The organism is Zooshikella ganghwensis DSM 15267 (assembly GCF_000428585.1).
Taxonomy (GTDB): Bacteria; Pseudomonadota; Gammaproteobacteria; order Pseudomonadales; family Zooshikellaceae; genus Zooshikella; species Zooshikella ganghwensis.
Genome location: NZ_AUAF01000002.1, coordinates 19,110 through 43,830 on the forward strand (window position 1 = coordinate 19,110; position 24,721 = coordinate 43,830).

Below are 24,721 nucleotides of genomic sequence, written 5' to 3' on the forward strand. Positions count from 1 at the left end.
CATGCCATCATCACCTATTCATGCCATTTTATTCGACTTAGATGGCACACTACTCGACACTGCGCCAGACTTAGTGGCTGCAGTAAATCGTCTACGCCAAGCTCACGGTGAAAATTCACTTGATTACAACCTAGTACGAAACTGCGTATCTAATGGTGCTAAAGCATTAGTTAAGCTTGCATTTTCAACAACTGAAGACGACCAGCGCTTTACTCATCTTCACCAGCAACTGTTAGCGCTTTATGAAGAACAGCTTGTTAATGAAACAGCCTTATTCCCTGGCATGGATCGTTTACTTCAAGCAATTGAGTCTCGCCGCCTTCCCTGGGGAGTGGTCACCAATAAACCCAGTCAATACACAGCGCCAATAATGGATTCACTTGCCCTGAGCCAGCGCAGTGCAGTGACGATATGTCCCGACCATGTTCAGCAACGTAAACCACACCCCGAACCATTGCTAGCCGCTTGCAGCCGGATTAACTGTAAACCAGAGCAGTGTATTTACATTGGCGACCATGAACGGGACATTGAAGCGGGTCAACGTGCAGGTATGGTGACGATTGCAGCATGCTATGGCTATATTGACAGTGATACTGACCCTGCTTCCTGGCCTGCAGATTTTCATGCCAATTCCGTAATGGAAATTCTTGACTGGCTTAACGATAACCATTGGACTTTATGAGCTTAACTTTACTGACTGGGCGAATACCATGTTTGAATATCAAGCACAAGACAACCTGTTAGCTGATCGCGTTGTTTTAGTAACAGGTGCAGGTGATGGCATTGGCAAGGCGGCAGCCCTGAGTTTTGCTCGTTATGGTGCTACTGTCATTTTGTTAGGCCGTACCACCAAAAAGCTAGAGGCCGTTTATGATGAAATTGAGCAGAATGGCTATCCACAACCCGCTATTTACCCAATGAATCTAGAAGGGGCAAGCCCCAAAGACTATGATGACCTAGCACAGCGCATTGATGAGGAGTTTGGCCAGCTTGATGGCCTGCTTCATAATGCAGGCAGTCTGGGAACCCTAACCCCCATTAGCCAATACAATATTGACACCTGGCATCAGGTCATGCAGGTAAACGTTAATGCGGCATTTATGATGACTCAGGCCCTATTACCCCTGCTTCGCAAATCAAACGATGCCTCTGTCATTTTTACGTCATCCTCTGTTGGCCGCAAAGGTAGAGCCCATTGGGGAGCATACGCTGTCTCCAAGTTTGCTACAGAGGGGCTAATGCAAGTACTTGCCGATGAAGAGGAAGATATTAGCCACATTCGCTTTAACTCAGTGAACCCTGGCGCAACCCGCACAGCAATGAGGGCAAAAGCTTACCCTGCAGAAGATCAGTCTAAACTGGCCAGCCCTGAGGATATCCTTAATGTTTACCTTTACTTAATGGGGCCAGATAGTAAAACTGTTAATGGTCAAGCTTTTAACGCTCAATAACCCCAAATCATAGTTACCACTATCAGGTTATTACGCATAGCTAATCCCCCTTCCATTGAACGCTCAAAAAAGGATGACTCACTCCTCTTTGAGCGTTGCAATTCAAAATACTGAAATAGCACACCGTCTTTCATATCCACGATTCACCACTAAAATCATCATGTAACCACTATATTATTTTTTTCGTCACTTATTTGACGCTACCCCTACTCTATCCGTTATGATTGGTTGTTAAATCAAACAATAGCCATGATGGTGGAACCTATTTGCCGCCAAGAACCCTCACGGGACTGTAAACCCGCAGAAGTATTTAAATAATAAAAATTTAATCAAGTGGCATAAAATTCGCAAAGATTTAGCGAACAAGACGGAACTATTTACAGAAGGCTTTGGTCGTTATGAATCAACCTGTGCAGCAAACACATTTGAGCAAGTCAAGAAAGCTCACCGCAGTCAATGGACAAGCCTCGCCCAACGCTAAGGTTAATATAAAACCGCTTCATCCAACCTATACTGATAACCTCTCAGTAACTCAGCGATTGCAGTTTATTCAAAAGCTACAGTCATCACTGGAAATTGATACCCTGATTCAGCAGCTGTTTAACACCATTAATGGGCTGATTGAGTTAGATGGTCTTACCTATCTTCACAAGGAGTATGACTTAACGATCCATTGTGGCAAAACCAAGCACCACAGCTGTAGCTATCGAATAATCACTGAAACTGACCAACTTGGAGAAATCATTGGCTATCGTCAGCAGCGCTTTACTGAAGAGGAATTAACCTGCTTAGAAGACTTACTACATTATGTCGTATGTCCACTGCGTAATGCTTTACAGTACCGATCTGCCATCCAGGCAGCTCTTTATGACCCACTCACTGGGGCAGGCAACCGTATAGCCTTGGATAATGCACTTCACCGCGAGTTACAAGTCTGCAAGCGGGAAAAACAGCCTTTATCCTTACTGGTATTAGACCTGGATTATTTTAAGCAAATCAATGACAGTTATGGTCATAGTGCTGGAGACTATGTGCTAAAACAAACCGTCGCCTGCCTGCATAACAGTTTAAGAAATGTCGATATGGTTTTTAGATATGGTGGCGAAGAGTTTATTGTTCTTCTCTCAAAAACCAGCAAGAAAGCAGCTGCAGTGGTTGCAGAGCGCTTACGTAAAAGTATTGAGGATATGCAGTGCCAGTATAACAACATTGCCATTCCACTAACGGCAAGCCTAGGCACTTCAACACTTGGAGCAAAAGATACGATACAAGACTTATTTAATCGAGCTGATCAAGCCTTGTACCGTGCTAAAGCATCTGGTCGAAATGTTGTTATTAGCAGCTAACTGTAAAGATTAGCGCGACGGGCGCGAAGGCTTCTTTTTCTTTGGCTTACTCGCAGTGTGTTTGCGCTGCTGTCGCTGTAAGTCAGTTTTTCCTTGTTTACTATGGGTTGGCACAGGCTTAGCACTTAGTCCTACCAGTTTTGCTAACTCATCAACTTCCCGCTGAGAAAGTTCATCCCAAGCACCCACCTTAACTCGGCTCGCTAAAATGATGTTACCATAACGCACACGTTTCAAGCGGCTTACTTTAACTCCTTGAGACTCCCAAAGACGGCGCACTTCTCTGTTTCGACCTTCCATTATCACAACGTGAAACCAGTGATTAATACCATCGCCACCTGAGTCAACAATGTCTGTAAAACGGGCAGGGCCATCATCCAGCGTCACGCCTTCAAATAAGCGCTGTGTCATCTCAGGCGTTACTTCTCCCATAACCCTAACAGCGTACTCTCGCTCTATTTGATATGAAGGATGCATCAGGCAGTTTGCCAGCTCACCATCAGTGGTAAACAATAATAAACCTGAAGTATTTATGTCCAAGCGCCCAATATTTATCCAGCGCTCTCCTTTAAGCTTTGGTAAACGGTCAAAAACAGTAGGACGTCCTTCGTTATCTTTTCTTGAACACACCTCACCTTCAGGCTTGTTATACACCAGCACACGACGATGTTCAGAACCACAGCTAGTTGTCACTAACCGACCATCCACTTTAACCTGGTCAGTGTTAGAAACTCGCACACCTAAAGTCGCTGTTTGCCCATTCACCTGGACACGACCTTCAGCAATCCATCGCTCAATTTCCCGTCTGGAAGCCAGGCCAGTTTGTGCCAAGGCTTTTTGTAACTTCACCGTTTCCACTTCGTTTTTACTCGCAACTGTTTTCAATAATTAAAGCTTACTACCCAATTAGACAGTAAGCTTTCAGTTTCTGAATTAAGGATATCTTTATTAATTAGCGGCTCTTACGAGGCTGTACCATCTTGTTGGTCAGTAGATGCATCTATTACATCATCGGTACTGGCTTCAAGCGTAGTTGACTCAGCCTCGCCAACCCTATTTCGTACCTGCTCTTCTTGCAGCTGCTTCTCTAAAAACGCAACTGCACGCGCCTGGGCTTGCTCGGTTTCCTCTGCCAGTGTCATTTCTCCTGCAGTTTCAGGCGGTATGATAGCTGAAGCGTCTTCAGAAAGAGGATCAGAGCAGCCATCTTCCTCTTTATTAACGGCTTCTTCCTCACAGGCTTCAGGCTCAAATTGACCAGATAACAACTGATCAAAATGCTCAGGTAGTTGCTGTTCCATTTCATCAAGCTCAGCAAACAGCGCTTCTGCAGCCATCGGCTTATCCTGCATATCCTCTGCAGAGCCAGCTTGCTGCTCTATAGGCTCATCTAACGCCAGCTCTTCATTCGCGGCCATTTCTTTAATCTCTGCAAGTGGAGGCAATTGGTCTAAGCTTTGCAAATTAAAATAGTCTAAAAACTGACGTGTTGTTGCATACATCGCCGGCCTGCCAGGGACATCACGGTGCCCGACTACACGTACCCACTCACGTTCTTGCAACGTTTTGATAATGGAAGAACTTACACTCACCCCACGAATATCTTCTATTTCACCACGGGTAATGGGTTGTCGATAAGCAATCAGTGCCAACGTTTCCAGTAAAGCACGCGTATAGCGAGGGGGACGCTCTTCCCACAGCTTGCCAACCCATTCACTCAGTTGACTTCGCACCTGAAAGCGATAGCCAGAAGCAACTTCCTTGAGTTCAAATCCACGCCCCTCACACTGTTCACTAATGGAAGCTAGAGCTTGCTTGATTACATCAGGCTCAGGACGGCTACCTTCGGAAAACAACAGTCGCATCTGTTCTATGGTTAGTGGCTTTGGTGATGCGAGTAATGCACCTTCCAAAATCATGCTTAGAGTAACGTCAAAATCTGTCATGAGGCTCGCGCTTTTACATGAATAGCCCCAAATGGCTCAGTCTGTACCAGCTCAATAAGGGACTCTTTAATTAATTCCAGAACGGCTAAAAAGGTCACCACTACACCCAACCGTCCTTCTTCCAGGGAAAAAAGAGCAACAAAAGGGGTAAAATGATCAGCCGATAAAGCACCCAAAACTTGAGACATGCGCTCCCGTGTTGAAAGTGCTTCCTGCTCTACTTGGTGGCTTTCAAACATCTCAGCACGTTTCAATACTCCAGCAAAGGCAACTAATATCTCTTTTAAGTCCACATCAGGCTGAGGTTTATCATGCACAATATGGGGCGGCAAAGCTCTTGCTAAATGAATATCACGTCCTTGCCGTGGTATTTCATCGATGGACTCCGCCGCCTTTTTAAACCGCTCATATTCCAACAAGCGCTTTATCAATTCAGCACGAGGATCTTCCTCTTCCTCTTCAGTCTCTTCACTTGTTCTAGGTAATAGCATGCGTGATTTAATTTCTGCCAGCATAGCGGCCATGACTAAATACTCTGCTGCCAGCTCAAAGTGGACAGCTTTCATAAGCTCGACATACTCCATATACTGCAGCGTAATATCAGCAACACATATTTCCAAAACATCGACATTCTGTCGTCGAATTAAGTACAAGAGCAAGTCCAAGGGGCCTTCAAATGCCTCCAGAAAAACCTCAAGTGCTTCTGGAGGAATATACAAGTCTTGCGGTATTTCTGTGACAGGCTCACCTTGCACAATTGCAAATGGTAGCTCAGCCTGCTCAGGCGTTTGTCGAAAACGACGTTGATAAGCCTGGCTTTCTGAAAGCAAGTCAGTTTGGTGGTCCAGCGCACTGTCGGCTGTAGTATTTTCCGGTTGAGACACTGGTTCTGACATATCATGCATTCCTAACGAAAGCGCCACAGAGTTAAACATGCTTATTATGTGTTTATGCTGGGCTTACTCAAATCCTGCAAAAGGTTGGTTTGAATTGTGTAAACCTCAATCAACACTAGAAGTATATTAGTTGTATTTATGACAACTACTTTAAGCACTGTTGCAACCGCTACTTTATTACTCAGTATTCAGTTATTCAGCTTTAGCTGTCTAAACAGTCTATTTTCGCAAAACAGGCTCTATCCTGCACCTGTTTTTGAGTACACTCCTCTTAATAAATTATGATGAAAGTTCCAAGCTGGGCATTTATTTGCTTTCCTGAAAAACATGAAAACATGCCGCACTGTCAAGATGATTAACCGACAGGCGTTAACCACTCTATAATCAGCTTAGAAGAAAATAGTTGGTCCAGAAGTCAGCAGACTAAACAAACATGCACTCACGCTTGTAAGAAAGGGGTAGCATCACCTTTACCTTCACGAATAACACTAGGCACTTCATCCACCATATTGACCACAGTGGTAGGCTCCATTCCACAAAAACCACCATCAATAATCAGGTCGACATGATGTTCCAGCAAGTCACGCATTTCATATGGATCAATAAGCGGATACTCATCCCCAGGCATAATAAGAGTGGTACTCATAAGCGGTTCACCTAAATCGGCTAACAATGCTTGGGTAATTGCAAAGTCTGGCACACGTAAACCTATTGTTCGCCGCTTTGGGTGCATTAAGCGTCGAGGAACCTCTCGTGTTGCTTGCAAAATAAAGGTATAAGGCCCTGGCGTGTAGGCTTTCAATAAACGATAAGCCGTATTCTCCACACGTGCATAAATAGCAAGCTCCGATAAGTCACGACACATCAGTGTAAAATTATGACGATCATCTAAGTTTCGAATACGACGAATACGGTCAACAGCTTTTTTATCACCAATATGACAACCAATAGCATAGGCAGAATCTGTTGGGTAAACGACCACTCCCCCCTGGTGAATAATATCTGCAGCTTGTCGTATTAAACGCTGCTGGGGATTTTCATAATGTATCTGAAAAAATTGGCTCACAGTATTTACCTACTGTTTTTTTATTCAAAGCGACCAAGCAGACCAAATTGGTCGGCACTGTTTTGGTAATAGCGGTACTTTACCCACATCAGCCCAGTGGGTCGCAGGTCCATGAAAGTCACTACCACAGGATGCCAGAAGCTCATAATCACAACTTAATTGAGCTAAATAAGCCAAACGATCAGGTGTAACCCCTGCAGTGGCTACTTCCATCCCATGACCACCAAAGGCTTTAAACTGCTGTAATAAGTTACGTAGCTTGGTATTGGTCATTTTATAACGAGCAGGGTGTGCCAGTACGGCTTGGCCTTCAGCTTCTCTAATCCAGGTGACAACTTGCTGTAAATCTGGCCACTGACTTTTGACATCACCAATTTTGCCAGCCCCTAACCACCGTTTAAAAGCCTGATCACGTGTTTCCACAAAGCCTGAACGAACCATATGTTCAGCAAAATGTGGACGACCTAGCTGTAATTCTTGGTCAGAAAAAAGACCTTTTGTTTGTTGTCGAACAACCTCTAGCGCCCCTTCCAATGGGTTAGTAACACCCACTTTCACTAGCCGCTCAGCAATTTTAGTTGCACGCATTTGCCGCGCTTGGCGCTGACAAGTGAGAGCTTGCTGAAAGCTGGATGATTGCAGCTTAATATTTAAACCTAAAACATGTAATGTGATTCCTCGCCAAACACAGGAAAACTCAATACCTGGAATAATGGTTAAAGATAATGCTTGCAGCTCTGAGCTATATGCCTGGCTCAGCCAATTAATGCCAGCTACGCTGTCATGATCAGTGATTGCCAGAACATCAACTTGTTGGGTTATTGCCCGTTCAACCAGTTCTAAAGGGGACAAAAGACCATCTGAGGCTGTTGTGTGGGTGTGCAAATCGTACAGCACATTAACTCTCTTTTTACTTACTTTTGCTCATAGTAACAGCTTTCATTTCATGTGCGTTAATGTCATTGCACCGACATGGACAATTCGTTTGAACTAAACTGATGTTTAAGGGTTCTAACCGCTGTAGTATCAATTCCTAAGTACCTAAAAAAGCACCCCAAAAACAACACTAATAAAGCAACCATCAGCAATCCAAAAGATGATAGATAGACTTTTATTTAGATTGCTAAGAAAATAAAGTACTATATACACCTACTTATCTAGCCAGGGTGACAGAAACGCAATGAAATTCTTTGTTGATCTACTCCCAATCATCGTTTTCTTCGCGGTATATAAGCTAACAGGCGACTTTTTATTGGCAACCATCAGTATTTTAGCGGCTACTGGTGTGCAAATGGCCTACAGCTGGGTTCGTCACCGTAAGATTGAACGTATTCACCTTATTTCTGCGGGATTACTTGCTGTCCTTGGCGGTATGACCCTCCTTTTTGACAACTCTGCCTTTTTACAATGGAAGCCCACTATTTTGTATTGGGTTATGGGGGCAGCAGTACTGATCTCTCACTTCTGGGGAAAGAAAAACCTTACCCAACGCAGTCTTGAAGGCCTGCTCAAAAGCTCAAATGTTCAACTCCAAGCAGTACCCACAACAACCTGGAGCAAACTCAATTTAGGTGTTTTTGGGTTCCTGACTGCAATAGGTGTTGCCAACCTATATGTTGCTTACCAGTTTAGTGAGTCAGCCTGGGTTAACTTCAAATTATTTGGTTTAACCGGCATCACACTTGTTTTTATGGTGGCATTGATTATGCCACTGTCTCGCTACATGGAGACTGAGCAAAAAGCCGAACCCGCAATGATCAACGAAGAACAAGACTAACAAGCCTTATGCTATATATCATCATCGCTGAAGACGTCCCAAATAGTCTTCCACTACGCCAGCAAGCTCGTCCACAGCACTTAGCCCGACTGGAGCTACTTAGAGAGGAAGGTCGTTTGATCATAGCGGGTCCTACACCAGCTATTGATAGCAACGACCCTGGAGAAGCGGGTTTTACCGGCAGTATTATCATTGCTGAGTTTAATTCACTAGAAGATGCTAAGCGCTGGGCAAATGATGACCCTTATATCAAAGCAGGTGTATACGCCAAAACAACCGTAAAACCTTTTAAGAAAGTTTTGCCTTAATTTCTGCAAGCTATCCTTGTTTCCGCAGACTACCCTGCCCCACTAAAATTTGAGTACTAACACTATGGTATTCTTCTAGAATGGGGCAGGCTTCCCCCCCACAGTCCTTAACGCGTTTTAAACTCAAGTTCATAAAAAAACTGTGATATCCTCTTAGTCTTTCCTTTCATTACATTTAAAGAATGGATTCACCGTATTTAATAACAGTGTCCACAACTGAATGGATTATTCTGGACGATGCCAAAAAATACGCTTTTTTTCAGATACAGGGAGTTGGGCCGAATGCGAAGCATTGCAGCTTTATTTATTGCAGTCATAGTTATATTTCCCTTACCAGCTCAAGCAGCACGAATTGGATATGTTGGTGATGAAATCTATGTTCCCCTTAGAGCAGGGCCAGCCAGTAGTTACCGAATTGTACATTCAGGCCTAAAAACAGGTACTCAACTTGAGATCCTGGCCTACGAGATTGAAAAAGGCTATAGCCTAGTAAAAACACCTTCAGGGTTAGAGGGTTATATTGAAAACCAATATTTGGTTGAAGAACCTGTTGCCAAGCTTCAGCTTACAGAACTACAAAATGATGTATCGTCTTTGACCGCTGAAAAAAATAGACTAGAGCAGCTTATTACTGACTTTAAAACTGAAAACCAAGGTGTCATCACCCTAAATGACCAGCTAAAAGAAGAAAAACAAGCCATTCAAGTACGCCTTCAATCACTGGAGAACATGACTAAAAATACCCAGCAAATTGTGGCCCGAAATAAAACCCTCAGTGACACACATGTTAAGCTCACAGAACAGATTAGCGCCTTACAAAAAGAAAATAATAAACTATCTCAAATGGCCTACTTAAAGTGGTTCTTGTATGGCGCAGGCACCATGATTCTAGGCATTACCTTAGGGCTAATACTGCCTAGAGTTAGACTGCGCCAAAAACAAAGTGAGTGGCTTTAGCCGTCGATATGCCCCAGGTCTCTTTCTGGCTGAAAATAATTGCGTAAGCGTTGTTTGAGCGTTTTTGCATCGGGGAAACCACCATCACGCTTACGCTCCCAAAGCAGGACATCGTCTGCATAGATATAAAAACGACCACCATATGATGGTTTAAGGGTCACTCCTGCTAGATCCTCAGCAAATGTACTTAAAAGCTCTTGAGCTAGCCAAGCAGCCCTAAGTAACCATTGGCACTGACAACAATACTCAATCGTTATCAAGGGTTTATTCTTCATAAAAACCTCAGTACAACCTGATAGCAGCCACTTTAACTACACATGACTAACCTTTATTGTGGTTGAAAAATCAGCTACAAACCCGCTCAATTAAAACGACTTTTGCAACTGAAGCAAATAGCTATTCCACAAAGGACAAGCTAAACTAGCCGGCCGTTATTACTCTATTTACGCGATCATTATTATGTTGGACTATCTTGTTAACCCTGATATTGAAGATTACTGCCACCAAAACACAACCAAAGAGTCTGACTTGCTTCTCTCTCTCATTGAAGCAACCAATAAAAATATGGGGTATCCCGTCAAATTATCAGGTAGACAGGTAGGACGCTTATTAAAACTGATCGTTAGCATCAGCCAAACCAAGACTATTCTTGAAATTGGTATGTTCACTGGTTACTCAGCACTATCTATGGCTGAAGCATTACCTGACGATGGCAAAATTATTTGCTGCGAAACTAACCCTCGAGCCGTTGAGTTTGCTAAAGCATTTTTTGAGCAGTCACCTCATGGCGACAAAATTGATATTCGTTTTGGTAAAGCACTGGATACCATCGGCTCCTTTTCAGACATTACTTTTGACCTAGTATTTATTGATGCTGACAAAAAAAATTACACCAATTACTTACATGCCACACTTCCTCTTGTTAGAAAGGGTGGACTCGTTATTGTGGACAACGCCCTTTGGCAAGGTAACGTTCTAGCACCTAGTGATGAGAGAGATCAGGCTGTTGCTGACTTAAACCACTATGTTGCCGAAAGTGATGCTCTTGAAAATGTCTTGCTAAGCATTCGTGATGGAGTGAATATCATACGTAAGTGTTAGGCCACTTTTTGGGAAATATGCATACCCACTAACCTCCCAACAAAAACAGCTAAGTAAAACTGTCCAACAACCGCTTCCAGTGCAGTCAAAGACTGCGCTGCTCGACTGATAGGGACAACATCGCCAAAGCCAAGTGTAGTTAAAGAAACGTAACTAAAATAGATAAACCCCCATACATCGTAACCATCCACCGCATTAATGCCATGAAAGGAATCAGGATGGAGCAACTCAATAAAGCTGTAGCAAAGCGCCCACCAAATACCAAACAATAGATAAATGCACATAGAGCCATAGAGGGTATCTCGCGTAATCACCGTATTCGCAAACACGAGTTTAATCATACGAATAATGACGTACACAAAAAATACAATATATAAAAAGGTATCCAGCATCGCAAAGGTTGGTGTCCCTCGGCTCACTGATACCCAACCCGTAATTGCAGTGGGAATAGCTAGTATCAGGGATGAAATAAAGGCTCGCCGATCATGGCTAAAAACATAAATAGAACATACCAACAACAATGTTAAACTGGCTTTCAGCATAACACTGCGGGTAATAAGCTCAGGAATTAAAGGAAATATAATAGCGACTAAAATAAGGGCTACTAAAAGTGACGCAAAACTATAACGAGGGACTTTGACTTTCATTTAAAGCAGCCTTATGCCATAGGCTTATCACTTATCTACCACTTTGCATAATGTTCTTCAACAAACCCTAAAATATTATCGACTTGAATAGTACGTTGGCCGGTCTCTATCGTTCCTGAAAAATAGCCATAAAGCTGATGAAAATTAGTTGCCATTAACCATAAATTTAAACATTCTCGATGCGCTCCAAGAGGCGTAAAGGTCAAATCAAGCGACTTATCATAGGATGTGATATGCCATGGCAAATAAATATCATCAACATGATAATCAAAATGTATATGATCAATTTTTCCCAGCTGCCCATCCAGCCAATAGCAGTTTTCAGTAAAGCTTGTCTCATTGACACCCGCAGATAAATTCAACCCTAACCATTCACCTGAGCTTAACCTTCCCCCAAGGCACGCCCAATTCCAAAAGGTTTCCCGGCGCATATAACCAGCCGAAAAATCATGATGTGCTGATGCCTGTATTTGGGATAAATCAAAGTGCCCCCACTTACAGTCGATTTCACCCTGAACTGCCAGACCAGCCACTTTTTGCGCGTAGACCCAACCAGAGGGACCACAGCGAGTGCAAATTCGTAGTGGCTGCATGGGCTGGATAGCCTCATCAAATACACAATTTACATTGAGGTTTGGTAGCTCGATACGCAGTGACTTAGTACGCGTTAACCGATCATATTTCATAACAATAACGCGATTTCCACGTTTAAAATAACTACCGCCTTCATCAGGACTTAAACTTAAATGGCAGTTTTGACTCAGTACATCATGAAATGTCAGTGCCCACCGACGCTTAGAAGGTGGATGGTACAAATAACAAAAAGCCAGCCCCACAAGTTTAGTATCAACCAGGGCACAGCCTAAAACGATCTCAGGCGAGATAATACCGTAATATTGAAATGCATTAAAACCAAACCAACGCTGCCAGCGTGATGCTGCTTTTCCCATTGGTGTTAATAGGCGACAATCACGATAATTAATTTCGGAGACCGGGTAATCTATAACCCCAAACCTTGGCTGGCCATTTTGCTGGATAAGCTTTGTATCAGGGAACTGCACTACAGATTGATGTTGATCGATCAGCATGCTTTCGCTCAAACCTGGCTCCCTTCTAGTTTACGAATAGCTTCAACCACATGATCAGGCAACGCAGTTTTTGCTTCTTTTGATATATCAAAGCAAACTACAGTCCCAAATCCCTCTGCTGCAACACGTTGTGCTTTTTCACTAAAAACAACATATTGCATCTTTAACCTGTCAGTCAGTATTTCCGTTACTTTCGCTCCAATAACCAGCTTGTCTGGATATACCAGTGGCATTTTAAAGCGACAGGAGGTTTCAGCCAGAACAGGCACAAGGTGTTGTGCATCTAATAAATTACCCAACAGTAGACGCTCAAAATAGGCTATGCGAACATTTTCAAAATAACGGAAATAAACAGTATTATTTAAATGCCCTAACGCATCCATCTGCCCCCATTCTACTGCTGTTTCAAGAACCACAGGCATTGAAGCAATATCGAAAGATGATGCCATAAACCAACTCCCTGGACTTCACCATTATGTCTACATAAGCCTAAATAATAAAAAACTCAGCTAGCGAATTGTATCCAAGCTGCAACAGGAAACCTGCTATGAAATGTGACTTTTTGGTTTTAATTCAGCCGTCTTTCAACAAGCTTAGAGGTTGTTTAATCCTTTAAACACTACCTACTTAATACCCTCATTCAAAAGAGTGAGTCGAAGATGACTCAGTTAGGGTCTTTTCCTGATGTTTTAAGATACGAGGCCAGCGTGCACTTTTATGTTGCGACTTTGGGTCTGTGACTGTAACAACATAGACTCGTGTAATACCAGCATCCTCGACCAATAAACCCTGAATAAACTCATCTTTACCTAAGCTATACCACTGACTATTCCCCAACTGGTCCTTTTCCATAAACCCATCGATGATAATCTTGACTGGCCTAGGGTTATAGCTACTCCACTTTCCAGAATAAATTGACTCCAAGCGAGCCCAACCACCCAAAGGTGTAAAACCAGGTTGTTTTTCCCTTCGTCCCCAGGGAATAAGTAATACCTGCCCACGTTTATTACGAACAGGTAAACAGCTTTTCGGGTTTGGGAAAAAAGTACGAATTGTTTCTTCTGCTTGTTGGTACGTAACCCCGCCACACATTTAATGCTGCCCACCCTGGCAGTTGGGTGATTGTGGAGCACTGGCCGATCTTGCTTGCCACTCATCTGGCGTATAGGTATGAAGCGCTAACGCATGCACCGGACCCGCTAGTTCATTAGCAAGTAATTGATAAACCTGTTGATGGCGAGCCACACTGCGCTTATCTGCAAAGGCATTAGAGACAACAATAACCTTAAAGTGTGTACTTGAATTTGGTGGGACATTGTGCATATAACTTTCATTTTGCACATCTAAATATGTTGGCTGCAAGCCCTCATTTAGCTTGCTCATAATGGTATCTTGCACACTCATGCACGAACCCTCAGCACTAAGAAACGATTAAGGAAAGCCTAACAGAATTAACGTACACCATACACGCATAAAGACTAGGGTTAAGTGCTAAGGTACAGGGAATAAGTGGGCTCTTGTTTTTGGAAGGAAGGGACTCATAAGAAAAAGACAGGCAGAACAGCTAAAAGGACCTGACCTCTTTTACCTGCCAAACCTGTCTTCTAAGGACATATCAAGTTGATATGTATTAGCGGGTAAAACCCACCCATTGCTTTTTGTTGTATGCAGCCAAAAGCCGAGCAATAATTAATGATTATTATCTACCAATTCTTGCGTTCATTCTTGTACCGCAGGCTCTCCTTAAGTTTTTCAGTAATATTATTCAGCTCGTTAACACGAGACTTGAATTGTTTTTTACATTACATATCACAGCGTTTAATGCTTACTACTGTTATCGTGCTTTACAAACCAAGCACATTTACCTAAAAACACCATCTGTCTTGAATTACTTAAGCGGTTTATACTAATACTTTATCTATGTTGTAAGCCTAGCACTGATTCCTACAAAGGATATTTGACCCGAGTCAATACGAACAAATAACTAAACAACACTATATTTTCTATTGATTTACCGCAGTTTTTCCAAAACCAGTAAGTTATCCTCTTTAGCAGAAATAAATAATTCACATTTAAAAGTTTCAACAAGCCTCAGTTAGTAATAGACATCAATACTGACATTTTATACAGTATGCGCTTTACTCTAGGGATACCAACACAACCCTTATCCTGTGTAAATTCAAACGAGGTGACCCATGCCGGTAATACCCATGTGGAAATGTGATAGGGATGGCAGTATGTTTGATGATAAAAAAGCTGCAGAAGAGCACGATAAAATGCTAGAACTGGCGGCAAACATCACACACATGTTAGAACGCCATTATGCGACATTAGATGAAGAGCTTGCTGAAGACATTGGTTTGCTTTTCGCTCAAAACAAAGAAACGATTGCTAAAGCAATAAAAGGTAAGCCTGAGCTTATTCTGGAAATAGAGCCACAGGCGGAACAGAAAGCCTCCACCAAAAAAGCTGAGAAAAAGGAGGCATAATGCTGCATTACTGGCTTACACTTTATTCAGCCTTGTGAGCCAGTCTGACAGTTATTATTTGTCTCACCTCCCTATTGTCATTCTGTCAGGATCAGCTACCATAGCGGCTTTTTTTCAGAGGTAGTAGGCGTAAAGCATGACGACATTTGTTCCAGGACAACGTTGGATTAGTGATACCGAAACAGAGCTAGGCCTGGGTACCATTCTGACGCTTGAGAACCGCCTGGTCACGCTATTGTTTCCTTCCACTGGCGACACACGGATTTACTCTATTCATAATGCCCCCTTGACCCGGGTGGTTTTTAATGTGGGAGATACCATTGAAAATCATGAAGGGGAGCAAATTGAGGTCACTGATGTCGCGATTAACAATGAGTTAATCACATATACTGGTAATGACACACAAGGCAAAGCTGTCGAAGTGCCTGAATCATGCTTGGGTAACTTCATCACATTTAATAAACCCCAAGAACGACTGTTGGCTGGACAAATTGACCAAAACCAACATTTCTCACTTAGATATAAAACATTACAACATAATCACCAGCTACTTAGCTCTAAGCTTCTGGGTTTAGTAGGCTCACGTACAGCATTAATTCCTCACCAGCTGCATATTGCTTACGAAGTTGGACAGCGAACAGCACCCCGTGTATTACTTGCCGATGAAGTTGGACTAGGTAAAACCATTGAAGCCGGGTTAATCATATATCAACAGCTTTTAGCAATGCGTGCCCAGCGCGTGCTAGTCATAGTACCTGAAACCCTTCAGCATCAGTGGCTTGTAGAACTTCTTCGTCGTTTTAACCTGCACTTTAGCCTGTTTGATTTAGAGCGCTGTCAGCAATACCCTGACGACAATCCTTTTGACAGTGCTCAGCTTGTACTTACAAGTTTGGAGTTTCTCACCCAGCACTCAGCTTATCATGACCAGTGTTGCAAGGCGGGCTGGGACTTAATGATTGTTGACGAAGCTCACCACTTAACCTGGTCTGCAGAACAACCTAGCGTACCTTATTTATGCATTGAGCAGCTTGCTCAAGCAACACCTGGTGTACTTCTGCTGACAGCAACGCCCGAACAACTTGGAAAGGAAAGCCATTTTGCTCGATTAAGGCTGTTAGATCCTGAACGCTTTCATAGCCTAGAAGCATTTATAGAAGAAGAAACCGCCTATGCACCAGTAGCAAAAGCCGTTCAAAACTTAATTGAGTTTGACTCAATGAGTGAAGATACAGCCAAATTACTACTGACATTTACCTCCACCGAACAGCACAAAGCACAAGATTTAATAAACATTATCCAAACATCTAAAGATAACGACGAGCGTGAGCAAGCAAAGTCAGTACTCATCAATATACTGCTTGATAGACACGGTACCAGTCGTGTTCTATTTCGTAATACACGTGCAGGTGTTCATGGTTTTCCAGGCAGGCTCCTACAACCCTATCCTCAGCCAATCCCCGAACTTTACACGCTGGCATGGGAAGATAGCGACAAGCTAGAGGAATTTCTCTTTCCTGAAATCGCATACCAACAAAGAATTACTATTGATGATAAAGACCCTTGGTGGCGATTTGACCCAAGAATTGACTGGCTGCTTACACTACTTAAGGCATTGAAAGGCGAAAAAATATTACTTATTTGCGCCAATGCAACAACAGCCCTTGACCTTGATGAAGCTATTCGTGTTCGTTCCGGTGTACCAAGTGCCGTATTTGAAGAGGGTATGTCAATCATTGAGCGGGATCGTGCTGCGGCTTATTTCGCAGACCAGGAGTATGGCGCACAAATTTTAATTTGCTCAGAAATTGGTAGTGAGGGTCGCAACTTCCAGTTTGCTCATCACTTAGTTTTATTTGATTTACCACTCAACCCTGACCTGCTTGAACAGCGCATTGGTCGACTTGATCGAATTGGTCAAACTGAAGCTATTAGAATTCATGTGCCTTACTTTGAAGGCTCAACTCAAGCCATGATTTATAGCTGGTACCATGATGGCTTAAATGCTTTTCTGGATACCTGCCCTGCTGGCACTCAGTTATACTCGATTTTTCAGGATGAAATTACCACGTTATGCCAGCAAACAAACCCATTGGAAGATGATAAGTGGCCAGCATTACTTAAAAATACCCAACAGCAGCTAAAGCAAATTGCCCATAACCTTCATGAAGGTAGAGACAGACTTCTTGAGCTCAACTCTCAAGGTAATATAAAAAGTTTTGACCTAATCAACGCGCTACAAAATGAAGGTAACGCAAAAAAACTGCGTAAATACACAGAAAAATTATTTAGCTGCTTTGGTATTGATCATGAAGATCACTCAAAAGATTGCATTGTCGTAAGACCCAGCGAGCAAATGCTAGTACCTTCATTCCCAGGCTTACAAGAAGAAGGTATGACGATGACCTTTAATCGGGATATTGCACTGAGCCGTGAAGATATGCACTTTCTGACCTGGGAGCACCCTCTCGTGCGCAATGGAATGGAGATGCTACTGGATAGTGAGTTTGGTAATACAACCGTTGCCTTACTCAAAAATAAAGCTCTGAAGCCTGGAACTATGCTAGTCGAAGCAATTTATGTAGTCGCTCCACCAGCAGATCACCAGCAATTACAACGCTTTTTACCACCCACTAGCATTCGCACGTTGATTGATCCTAAAGGTAATGATCTCAATACTAGTGTTAATTTTGAGACACTCGATGCCCAACTCCACCCGATAAAGAAAAAGACCTCACGAAAACTAATCAAAGCGCAGCATGAACCCATAATGCAAGCATTAAAGCAAGCAGAAAACGCTGCTGCACAACAGATGCCGGCTATTGTCCAGTCAGCTACTCAGGCTTTTAGGACAACACTTGAATCTGACCTTGAGCGCTTACAAGCGCTAAAAGAGGTAAACCCTAATATTCGAGAAGAAGAAATAACACATCTTCAGCAAACTATCGCATCAGGTCTCATTGGATTATCTCAGGCTCAACTTCGACTTGATGCAGTTCGTGTAATGTTTGCCGGGTAAAGTGTCTGGAAAACATAAAGCAAGTAGGTGCCGCTAACGCCCTACTTACTGCCTTGCTATTAAACTAATCACGTCGTAAAGATACCTCTCGCATAGTTTTATCGAGGTATCTTTTAACACTCCTAACCAAAAATCTCCTAAACGAAAAACGCTGAAATTAATATAACTTAGCCTCTCCCTCTGGCCGTGTTTTAAAGCGACGATGCAGCCACATATACTGATCAGGTTTTTTACGGATTTCTTGCTCTATACACTGGTTTACTCTAAGCGCATCTGCTGCTTCGTCTTTTGAGGGAAAATCTGATAATGGCGGATGTATAGTAACCAAATAACCTTTATTCCCAGGTAAACGTTGCTGAGAAAATACCACAACTTTAGCTTTTCCCATTCGAGCAAACTTTGATGTCGCAGTAACAGTAGCGGCTTGAACCCCAAAAAAAGGAACAAAAACACTTTGCTTGGGACCATAATCCTGATCAGGGGCATACCACACAATGCGCCCGTCTCGAAGTGCTTTAAGCATTGTGCGAATATCTTTTCGAGGAATTGTTCGTGAAGAAGGGTGATAGTTCTCTCTACCTCGCCTTTGTATATAATCAAATACTGGATTTTTATGCTTACGGTACATGCCATCAATTGGAAAGTGCATTCCAAGCAGGGCTGCTCCAATCTCCAAAGTTGTGAAATGCATTGCAACTAATAACACACCTTGGTCTTTTAATGCTTCAAGATGCTCCTTACCCTCAAATACCACATATTTTGCCAACCGTGACTTTGGCCACCACCATGCCATTCCCGTTTCCAGCATACTAATGCCTAAAGAGTGAAAGCTCCGCTTCACCAGTGTAGCTTGCTCATCTGATGATAGCTCAGGAAAACACAGCTTAATGTTGGTTTCTGCAATATGGCGACGCTGTTTTCCCAGATAGTACGCAACTTTTCCTAAACCTTTTCCTATAAACTGAATCCATGTATAGGGTAGCTGACAAAGCAACCACATAACCCCTAACCCCAACCAGGTTAACCAAAATCGCGGATGGAAAAATTGCTTAGAAAATTTCAAAGGCTCCATAAAAACACTCAAATACTTATGACAAACAGTGCTCAATGAATAGCCTCATTGACACATGCACGTTTAATAAAATAGCAATTGATGCTAAAAACAACTACAGTTACTCATGCTGACATTATAAATAATGACCGCTGAACCAATACAATGCTTAATAAACTCGTGTCGTGTAATTTAATCACTAATGAAACAGGTAAATTCAGCAAACCCTAACTGATGCGCAAACAATGACTGCGAATGCCTCTCAACCCAATAATACAACTGGTTTCCAGTTAAAAAGAAGCCGACTGACACTAACCACGCTAGAGCTACTAAGCCTTGAGCTGGAAATAATTCGGCTTCAACTGACAGAACAAGCTCAGCTTGCCCCTAATTTACTCCATGACATGCCAGTGATATTAAGCCTTGAGAAAGTGGCTCTGCCGGAGAAAACGTGCAATGTTAACGCGATCGTTCATGAATGTGAACGAATGGGCCTAAGAATAATAGCAATTCGAGCACAAGCGCACTGGCGTCCTTATCTTAAATCAATAGAAATTGCCTATTTACCCACACTTTCAGCACAGTCAGACGAACCAATCAGCAAACCACAACGTCAAATCACAGAGCAAACACCTAACCCAGAACCAAAGCCTGCAAGCCCAACACATATTGTTGTTAATAGACCTGTGCGCTCTGGTCAGCAGGTTATCGCACCTGAAGGGGACTTAATTGTCCTTGCCCCAGTCAGTGCAGGAGCTGAATTACTGGCAAAAGGTAATATTCATATTTACGGACCGCTTCGAGGGCGAGCACTTGCAGGAATAGAAGGCAACACAAAAGCTGGTATTTTTTGCTTACAGTTTGCTGCAGAACTCGTAGCAATTGCAGGACACTATATGACTGAAATGGCACCATTCCAATCTTTTTGGCAAAAAGGTGCTCATATTTTTCGTGAAGGAGAAAACTTGCAGATCCTTCCACTTTAAACAATAATTTTTTGAGAAATTCCGCTAGAAACTAATTTTTTATAGGGTGCTACGTTGGCCAAAATAATTGTTGTCACTTCAGGCAAAGGTGGCGTTGGCAAAACCACGACCAGTGCAGCTATTGCCACAGGTTTAGCAATGCGTGGTTATAAGACTGTTGTCATCGACTTTGATGTGGGGTTACGTAATCTTGATTTAGTAATGGGCTGTGAACGTCGAGTGGTGTACGACTTCGTTAATGTTATTAACGAAGAGTCAAACTTAAAGCAGGCTCTCATCAAAGATAAACGTATTGCCAATTTATTTGTTTTACCTGCCTCTCAAACACGAGATAAAGAAGCCTTAACAAAAGAAGGCGTAGGACGTGTTTTAGAAGAGCTTCGCGAGTCCTTTGATTATATCGTGTGCGATTCACCTGCGGGCATTGAAAAAGGTGCACTTATGGCACTTTATTATGCTGATGAAGCCATTATTGTCACTAACCCTGAAATTTCTTCAGTTCGTGACTCTGATAGAATCCTAGGTATTTTGCAAAGCAAATCTATACGAGCTGAGCAAGACTTAGAACCTGTTAAAGAGTATTTACTACTGAGCCGCTATGATCCAGAACGCGTAAACCGCGGTGAAATGCTGAGTGTTGGTGACGTAGAAGAGATTCTAGCTATTCCATTATTAGGTGTAATTCCTGAGTCAAAAGCCGTCCTTAAAGCATCCAACCAAGGTATTCCGGTTATTCATGACGCTGAAAGCGACGCAGGACAAGCCTATGCTGACTCAGTAGATCGATTTCTTGGTAAAGATCTGCCCCACCGCTTTCTTGAAGTGCAAAAGAAAGGCCTGCTCAAGCGGATGTTTGGAGGCTAACCCATCATGAGTTTTTTTGAGATTTTTAAAAACACCAAAAAAGATGCCAGTGCATCAATGGCCAAAGAGCGCCTACAAATCATTGTGGCACATGAACGTGCCACCCGTGACGGGCCAGACTACTTACCTGCTTTACAGCGTGATATTTTAGAGGTCGTGCGTCGTTATATTTCAATCAATCCAGAAGATGTCGCTGTTAACTTTGACAGCCTTGATGACTATGCAATTTTGGAGCTGAATGTAACACTACCAGAGACAGCACCTGCTCAAGAGTAGCTTAGTTGTTTTTATAAAACAAAAGTAGTCCCCTGTCGTATCCACCCTCATACCTCGGCCAGTACCATGAGATAGTGTCTTTCACAATAACTGTTTTATAGTTATTGAAACCAGACCATTAGCTTGCTGGCCCCTTTGGCTACCCACCTAAATATCAACAAGATTTATTTTTCAGCCAGTCGTGCCACACATACTTCAGAAAATAAAGAAGCATAAGTTTCTTTTAGTGAAGACCAATACCACTTTTGCATCATAGGAGCCTGGGGCAATTTATTTTTTTGCTTTGCAATCACTAGTTGATATAAGCGCTTTGCTAAGTGCTCTGCTTCCTGCTCATGGGCTTCAGTATTTGATGGATAGCAGTAATCTTCAGCAAATAAATGAGGATAGGCCAGCCGATTTGGCACAACAGGAATACACCCTAAAGCCACCGCTTCTTGAATAGCTATACCCTGAAAGTCATGCAATGCAGTAGAAACTACAACATCACTGCTGGCCAGTAATTGATAGTACTCTTCACGATTCTCAACAAATCCCCATTTCCCCACTATATCTGCGTATTTCTGATAAAACTTAGCAAAACACGTTGGCTTATTTCTAAATTGTTGTCCAACGACATGAACGCATATATTCCTTGTTTTAGTCACTAGCTGAGCAATAGCTGAAAAAAAGCGTTCCGGCGCTTTATCATACTCCCAACGATGGTTCCAAATGATCTGTAACTTCTGCTCAGGTACTGTAGGTTTAAGTTGAAAAAAGTGATCCTCTTGGAGAGGGACAGGTACTACCCTGCACTTTTGGACTATTTCTGGTATCACATTTACTGGCACGCCATCTGGCAACTGGCCTAATAATTTTTTTGCTCCATATAAAAAAGTCTCCTGGTTGTAGATTGTATTAAACACCACACAATCAGCCACTAATGCTGAGTAAAGTGTAATCACTTGAGCGCCCACAGAGTCAACCACATTTTCTTGAATAGGGTAGACAAACTGGTTTTCATGGAAATAAAGAATTGTAGGTATTTTAGATAGTGTGGGTACCATTCCCCGCAGGGCTGACAGATCTGTCATTGATGTAGCGATGATTAAGTCATACGGCTGAAGTAGTATATCTCGATAGCCTAGCCCTAGCGTCAAGCTATTCCCTCGAATCCGCCACGAAAAAAAACGTGCAGGCAAAGTCAATACTGTCCATTCAATTGCAGGAAAGGCTTTCACGAGTCCTTTATGCCAATAACAATGACTCACTGCATCATATGGAGAGAGAAGCAAAATGCGTTTAGGAAAAATAGTTGGTGTATTGTTTTCTGGCATAGCTTTGGCACTATATGAATAAAACAAAGCTTGTATTATGGATCTAGAGTAACTTATGAGTACATTATCAGACTTCAATCACCAGCTTCTGCAGTTTTTAAACTCTTCCCCAACACCCTTTCATGCTGTCTCAAGTATGACAGAGCTGCTTATAAATGCTGGATTTATACCTTTAAAAGAAAGTGAAAGCTGGTCACTTAAAGACTTTCAAGGATATTTTATCACACGAAATGATTCTTCCATTATTGCCTTTACAACTGGTAGTCAAGAATACTTCAAACACGGCTGGCGTTTAGTGGGCGCTCATACCGATAGTCCTTGCCTTAAGGTAAAGCCAAATGCTGATCTATACCAACAAAATTATTGGCAACTAGGGGTAGAGGTTTATGGTGGTGCTTTATTAAACCCTTGGTATGACCGTGATTTATCCTTGGCGGGCAGGGTTACTTTTTTAAATAGCCAAAAGCAAGTATGCAGTGCACTTATTAATTTTGAAGAGCCTATAGCGGTCATTCCCAGTTTAGCCATTCACCTAGATAGAAATGCCAACAAAGAGCGCTCTATTAATCCGCAAACAGATATTCCACCTATTTTAAGCCTGATACCTGAAGACAACACAAATAAGCCGACTCTTAGTAAATTATTAATTAGTCATCTTAATAGTGCAGGCTATCAAGATATTAAAGAAATATTAGACTATGAACTTAGTTTCTATGATAGTCAGGCACCAGCACTTGTTGGTTTAAACAAAGAGTTTATTGCTAGTGCTCGGCTTGATAACTTATTAAGCTGTTTTATTGGGTTACATGCCTTACTTAATAGTGAGTATCAAAAAAACGAAGTACCTTGCCTGTTGGTATGTAATGATCATGAAGAAGTTGGCAGCCAGTCTCACTGTGGAGCACAGGGACCTTTCCTACAACAAACACTTACTCGAGTTATGGGATGCCCAATTACCGCAGCCCAGGTAATGGCAAATTCACTTATGATTTCCGTTGATAACGCTCATGGAATTCATCCAAATTATGCTGACCGGCATGACGCAAACCATGGTCCAATACTAAATAAAGGTCCTGTCATTAAGCAAAACTGCAACCAGCGCTATGCAACAAACAGTGAAACAGCAGCTATTTATAAGTGGCTCAGTCAGCAGCAACAAGTTCCTTTCCAATCATTTGTTGTTCGAACAGATATGGCGTGTGGCTCAACCATTGGCCCTATAACTGCTGGAGAATTGGGTGTAAGAACACTCGATATTGGGGTTCCTACTTTTGCAATGCATTCACCTAGGGAGCTTGCAGGCAATCAAGATGGCTATATATTAAATAATGTATTACAAGCCTTTTTTAAAACTACGGAACTACCTTCCTAAATCTCTCCACATGTAGCACCAAAGATCTAACCTTTCCGCAATAAAAAAGCTGCGATTTTATGAAAATAAAGTCGCAGTACTATCAACATTTACGTATTCATACGGAGTTAGTTCACACCAAATTGGTGCTAAAATAACCATCACTGATTGAGATAAGCCAGTAACTCAATCTGAAGCAGCCAGAACTTGCACGACCAACGCTTGGAGCTCAAAATGCCTACCAGAACCAAAAGAGCAAGCTTTGCTGACCACATCGCCTGCCATCGCTTCGGAAAACGTTCAGCAAAAAATAATCAAAATTCAACAGCTACTCTTCTTAAGTCTAAGTTCACAACTAAAATTGATATTGAACACGACTCTAATGCAAACTTTGTTCGAGGCTACAACTAATTATAATAAATAGCTCAAAAGCTCTACATAGCTAAATGACAAGATTTCCTTAAGCCACTTAATGTTAAAAGTTAAGTGGCTTTATATTATCTAGCAATTTTAACTACTGCTTTTATAACAATTTCCTCAAATTACACGTCATTATTGTTTACACCTTCACTCCCACATAAAGCGCTTACTCTCACCTCATAAGCTTTCCAGCTCACATATTGACAGTTCTGAGATTCAACTCTTAGCTTTTATGCAGTTGTTCAAGGCTGATGCAATCATAAATGGGCTAAACTTAACACTTAAAACAGGTTATGATTGCAAACATCCCCCCTCCTGGAAGTAGGAAACTGGGAACTATTAATGCATACAGGCTCTCAAAATAGG

At 42.3% G+C, this 24,721-nt stretch carries 27 protein-coding genes; 14 read left to right on the top strand and 13 right to left on the bottom strand.

What is annotated here, in order from left to right:
• Position 1 precedes the first annotated feature (1 nt).
• The 3 genes from F607_RS0100635 (at position 2) to F607_RS27565 (ending at position 2,797) form a co-directional block, all read left to right on the top strand.
• The gene (locus F607_RS0100635; protein WP_027706486.1) at positions 2–682 is read left to right on the top strand and encodes an HAD-IA family hydrolase; all 681 of its coding nucleotides are present in this window, start codon (positions 2–4) and stop codon (positions 680–682) included.
• 28 nt (positions 683–710) lie between these two features.
• Complete coding sequence (locus F607_RS0100640; RefSeq protein ID WP_027706487.1) at positions 711–1,451, top strand: YciK family oxidoreductase; 741 nt, start codon at positions 711–713, stop codon at positions 1,449–1,451.
• Between the two features lie 398 nt (positions 1,452–1,849).
• Complete coding sequence (locus tag F607_RS27565; protein ID WP_051310613.1) at positions 1,850–2,797, top strand: GGDEF domain-containing protein; 948 nt, start codon at positions 1,850–1,852, stop codon at positions 2,795–2,797.
• Between the two features lie 9 nt (positions 2,798–2,806).
• Here F607_RS27565 and rluB read toward each other — a convergent pair whose 3' ends face one another.
• The 5 genes from rluB to F607_RS0100675 form a co-directional block, all read right to left on the bottom strand.
• Entirely contained in the window at positions 2,807–3,655 is an 849-nt protein-coding gene (gene rluB / locus F607_RS0100655) for a 23S rRNA pseudouridine(2605) synthase RluB (RefSeq protein WP_027706488.1), read from the bottom strand.
• A gap of 104 nt (positions 3,656–3,759) precedes the next feature.
• On the bottom strand, positions 3,760–4,743 hold the full coding sequence (scpB, locus tag F607_RS27570; RefSeq protein ID WP_084611045.1) for an SMC-Scp complex subunit ScpB: 984 nt from the start codon (positions 4,741–4,743) through the stop codon (positions 3,760–3,762).
• On the bottom strand, positions 4,740–5,639 hold the full coding sequence (locus tag F607_RS0100665; protein WP_084611053.1) for a segregation and condensation protein A: 900 nt from the start codon (positions 5,637–5,639) through the stop codon (positions 4,740–4,742). Before F607_RS0100665 ends, scpB begins: the two co-directional genes overlap by 4 nt.
• 439 nt (positions 5,640–6,078) lie before the next feature.
• Positions 6,079–6,705 (bottom strand): L-threonylcarbamoyladenylate synthase, encoded by a 627-nt coding sequence (locus F607_RS0100670; RefSeq protein ID WP_027706490.1) that lies wholly within the window; start codon positions 6,703–6,705, stop codon positions 6,079–6,081.
• Positions 6,706–6,729: 24 nt separating this feature from the next.
• The gene (locus F607_RS0100675) at positions 6,730–7,602 is read right to left on the bottom strand and encodes a PHP domain-containing protein (RefSeq protein WP_027706491.1); all 873 of its coding nucleotides are present in this window, start codon (positions 7,600–7,602) and stop codon (positions 6,730–6,732) included.
• A 283-nt stretch (positions 7,603–7,885) separates the two neighbouring features.
• Between F607_RS0100675 and F607_RS0100680 the strand changes: the two genes are divergently transcribed.
• The 3 genes from F607_RS0100680 (at position 7,886) to F607_RS0100690 (ending at position 9,747) form a co-directional block, all read left to right on the top strand.
• Positions 7,886–8,482, top strand: coding sequence for a septation protein A (locus F607_RS0100680; protein ID WP_027706492.1), 597 nt, complete (start codon positions 7,886–7,888; stop codon positions 8,480–8,482).
• 8 nt (positions 8,483–8,490) lie between these two features.
• On the top strand, positions 8,491–8,790 hold the full coding sequence (locus tag F607_RS0100685) for a YciI family protein (RefSeq protein ID WP_027706493.1): 300 nt from the start codon (positions 8,491–8,493) through the stop codon (positions 8,788–8,790).
• Between the two features lie 282 nt (positions 8,791–9,072).
• Positions 9,073–9,747 carry a TIGR04211 family SH3 domain-containing protein gene (locus tag F607_RS0100690; protein WP_027706494.1) on the top strand — a complete coding sequence of 225 codons (675 nt, stop codon included), beginning with the start codon at positions 9,073–9,075 and terminating at the stop codon, positions 9,745–9,747.
• Here the strand turns inward: F607_RS0100690 and F607_RS0100695 are convergent.
• Positions 9,744–10,022, bottom strand: coding sequence for an Rdx family protein (locus F607_RS0100695; RefSeq protein ID WP_027706495.1), 279 nt, complete (start codon positions 10,020–10,022; stop codon positions 9,744–9,746). The genes F607_RS0100690 and F607_RS0100695 overlap by 4 nt on opposite strands.
• Positions 10,023–10,206: 184 nt before the next feature.
• Between F607_RS0100695 and F607_RS0100700 the strand changes: the two genes are divergently transcribed.
• Positions 10,207–10,848: an O-methyltransferase gene (locus F607_RS0100700; RefSeq protein WP_027706496.1), complete on the top strand. Its 642-nt coding sequence runs from the start codon at positions 10,207–10,209 to the stop codon at positions 10,846–10,848.
• Here F607_RS0100700 and F607_RS32420 read toward each other — a convergent pair.
• The 5 genes from F607_RS32420 to F607_RS0100725 all read right to left on the bottom strand — a co-directional run bounded on the left by F607_RS32420 (position 10,845) and on the right by F607_RS0100725 (position 13,987).
• Positions 10,845–11,495 (bottom strand): ion channel, encoded by a 651-nt coding sequence (locus tag F607_RS32420; protein WP_051310615.1) that lies wholly within the window; start codon positions 11,493–11,495, stop codon positions 10,845–10,847. The two genes, F607_RS0100700 and F607_RS32420, sit on opposite strands and share 4 nt — an antisense overlap.
• A gap of 35 nt (positions 11,496–11,530) precedes the next feature.
• The gene (locus F607_RS0100710; RefSeq protein WP_051310618.1) at positions 11,531–12,595 is read right to left on the bottom strand and encodes a DUF2804 domain-containing protein; all 1,065 of its coding nucleotides are present in this window, start codon (positions 12,593–12,595) and stop codon (positions 11,531–11,533) included.
• Complete coding sequence (locus F607_RS0100715) at positions 12,592–13,032, bottom strand: acyl-CoA thioesterase (protein WP_027706498.1); 441 nt, start codon at positions 13,030–13,032, stop codon at positions 12,592–12,594. The genes F607_RS0100710 and F607_RS0100715 overlap by 4 nt, the downstream gene beginning before the upstream one ends.
• A 187-nt stretch (positions 13,033–13,219) precedes the next feature.
• Complete coding sequence (locus F607_RS35080; RefSeq protein ID WP_051310620.1) at positions 13,220–13,675, bottom strand: hypothetical protein; 456 nt, start codon at positions 13,673–13,675, stop codon at positions 13,220–13,222.
• Entirely contained in the window at positions 13,676–13,987 is a 312-nt protein-coding gene (locus tag F607_RS0100725) for a BolA family protein (protein ID WP_027706499.1), read from the bottom strand. It abuts the gene before it with no gap.
• A gap of 791 nt (positions 13,988–14,778) precedes the next feature.
• Between F607_RS0100725 and F607_RS0100730 the strand changes: the two genes are divergently transcribed.
• Positions 14,779–15,072, top strand: a complete 294-nt coding sequence (locus F607_RS0100730) for a YebG family protein (RefSeq protein ID WP_027706500.1) — start codon at positions 14,779–14,781, stop codon at positions 15,070–15,072.
• 136 nt (positions 15,073–15,208) lie between these two features.
• Positions 15,209–18,091, top strand: a complete 2,883-nt coding sequence (gene rapA / locus F607_RS0100735) for an RNA polymerase-associated protein RapA (protein WP_027706501.1) — start codon at positions 15,209–15,211, stop codon at positions 18,089–18,091.
• Between the two features lie 157 nt (positions 18,092–18,248).
• Here rapA and lpxL read toward each other — a convergent pair whose 3' ends face one another.
• The gene (gene lpxL / locus F607_RS0100740; RefSeq protein ID WP_027706502.1) at positions 18,249–19,163 is read right to left on the bottom strand and encodes an LpxL/LpxP family Kdo(2)-lipid IV(A) lauroyl/palmitoleoyl acyltransferase; all 915 of its coding nucleotides are present in this window, start codon (positions 19,161–19,163) and stop codon (positions 18,249–18,251) included.
• A gap of 224 nt (positions 19,164–19,387) precedes the next feature.
• Between lpxL and minC the strand changes: the two genes are divergently transcribed.
• Genes minC through minE form a run of 3 tightly spaced genes read left to right on the top strand, consistent with a single transcriptional unit; the run spans position 19,388 to position 21,268 of the window.
• The gene (gene minC / locus F607_RS27585) at positions 19,388–20,128 is read left to right on the top strand and encodes a septum site-determining protein MinC (RefSeq protein WP_051310622.1); all 741 of its coding nucleotides are present in this window, start codon (positions 19,388–19,390) and stop codon (positions 20,126–20,128) included.
• Between the two features lie 54 nt (positions 20,129–20,182).
• Positions 20,183–20,992 carry a septum site-determining protein MinD gene (gene minD, locus F607_RS0100750; protein WP_027706503.1) on the top strand — a complete coding sequence of 270 codons (810 nt, stop codon included), beginning with the start codon at positions 20,183–20,185 and terminating at the stop codon, positions 20,990–20,992.
• A gap of 6 nt (positions 20,993–20,998) precedes the next feature.
• Positions 20,999–21,268, top strand: a complete 270-nt coding sequence (gene minE, locus F607_RS0100755; RefSeq protein WP_027706504.1) for a cell division topological specificity factor MinE — start codon at positions 20,999–21,001, stop codon at positions 21,266–21,268.
• A gap of 164 nt (positions 21,269–21,432) precedes the next feature.
• Here minE and F607_RS0100760 read toward each other — a convergent pair whose 3' ends face one another.
• The gene (locus F607_RS0100760) at positions 21,433–22,584 is read right to left on the bottom strand and encodes a tRNA-queuosine alpha-mannosyltransferase domain-containing protein (RefSeq protein WP_051310625.1); all 1,152 of its coding nucleotides are present in this window, start codon (positions 22,582–22,584) and stop codon (positions 21,433–21,435) included.
• Between the two features lie 55 nt (positions 22,585–22,639).
• On the opposite strand from F607_RS0100760, the gene F607_RS0100765 reads away from it, so the two are divergent.
• Complete coding sequence (locus F607_RS0100765; RefSeq protein WP_027706506.1) at positions 22,640–23,956, top strand: M18 family aminopeptidase; 1,317 nt, start codon at positions 22,640–22,642, stop codon at positions 23,954–23,956.
• 213 nt (positions 23,957–24,169) lie between these two features.
• A complete protein-coding gene (locus F607_RS33915) occupies positions 24,170–24,346 on the top strand; it encodes a hypothetical protein (protein WP_157365338.1) in 177 nt (58 codons plus the stop codon).
• Positions 24,347–24,721: the final 375 nt, after the last annotated feature.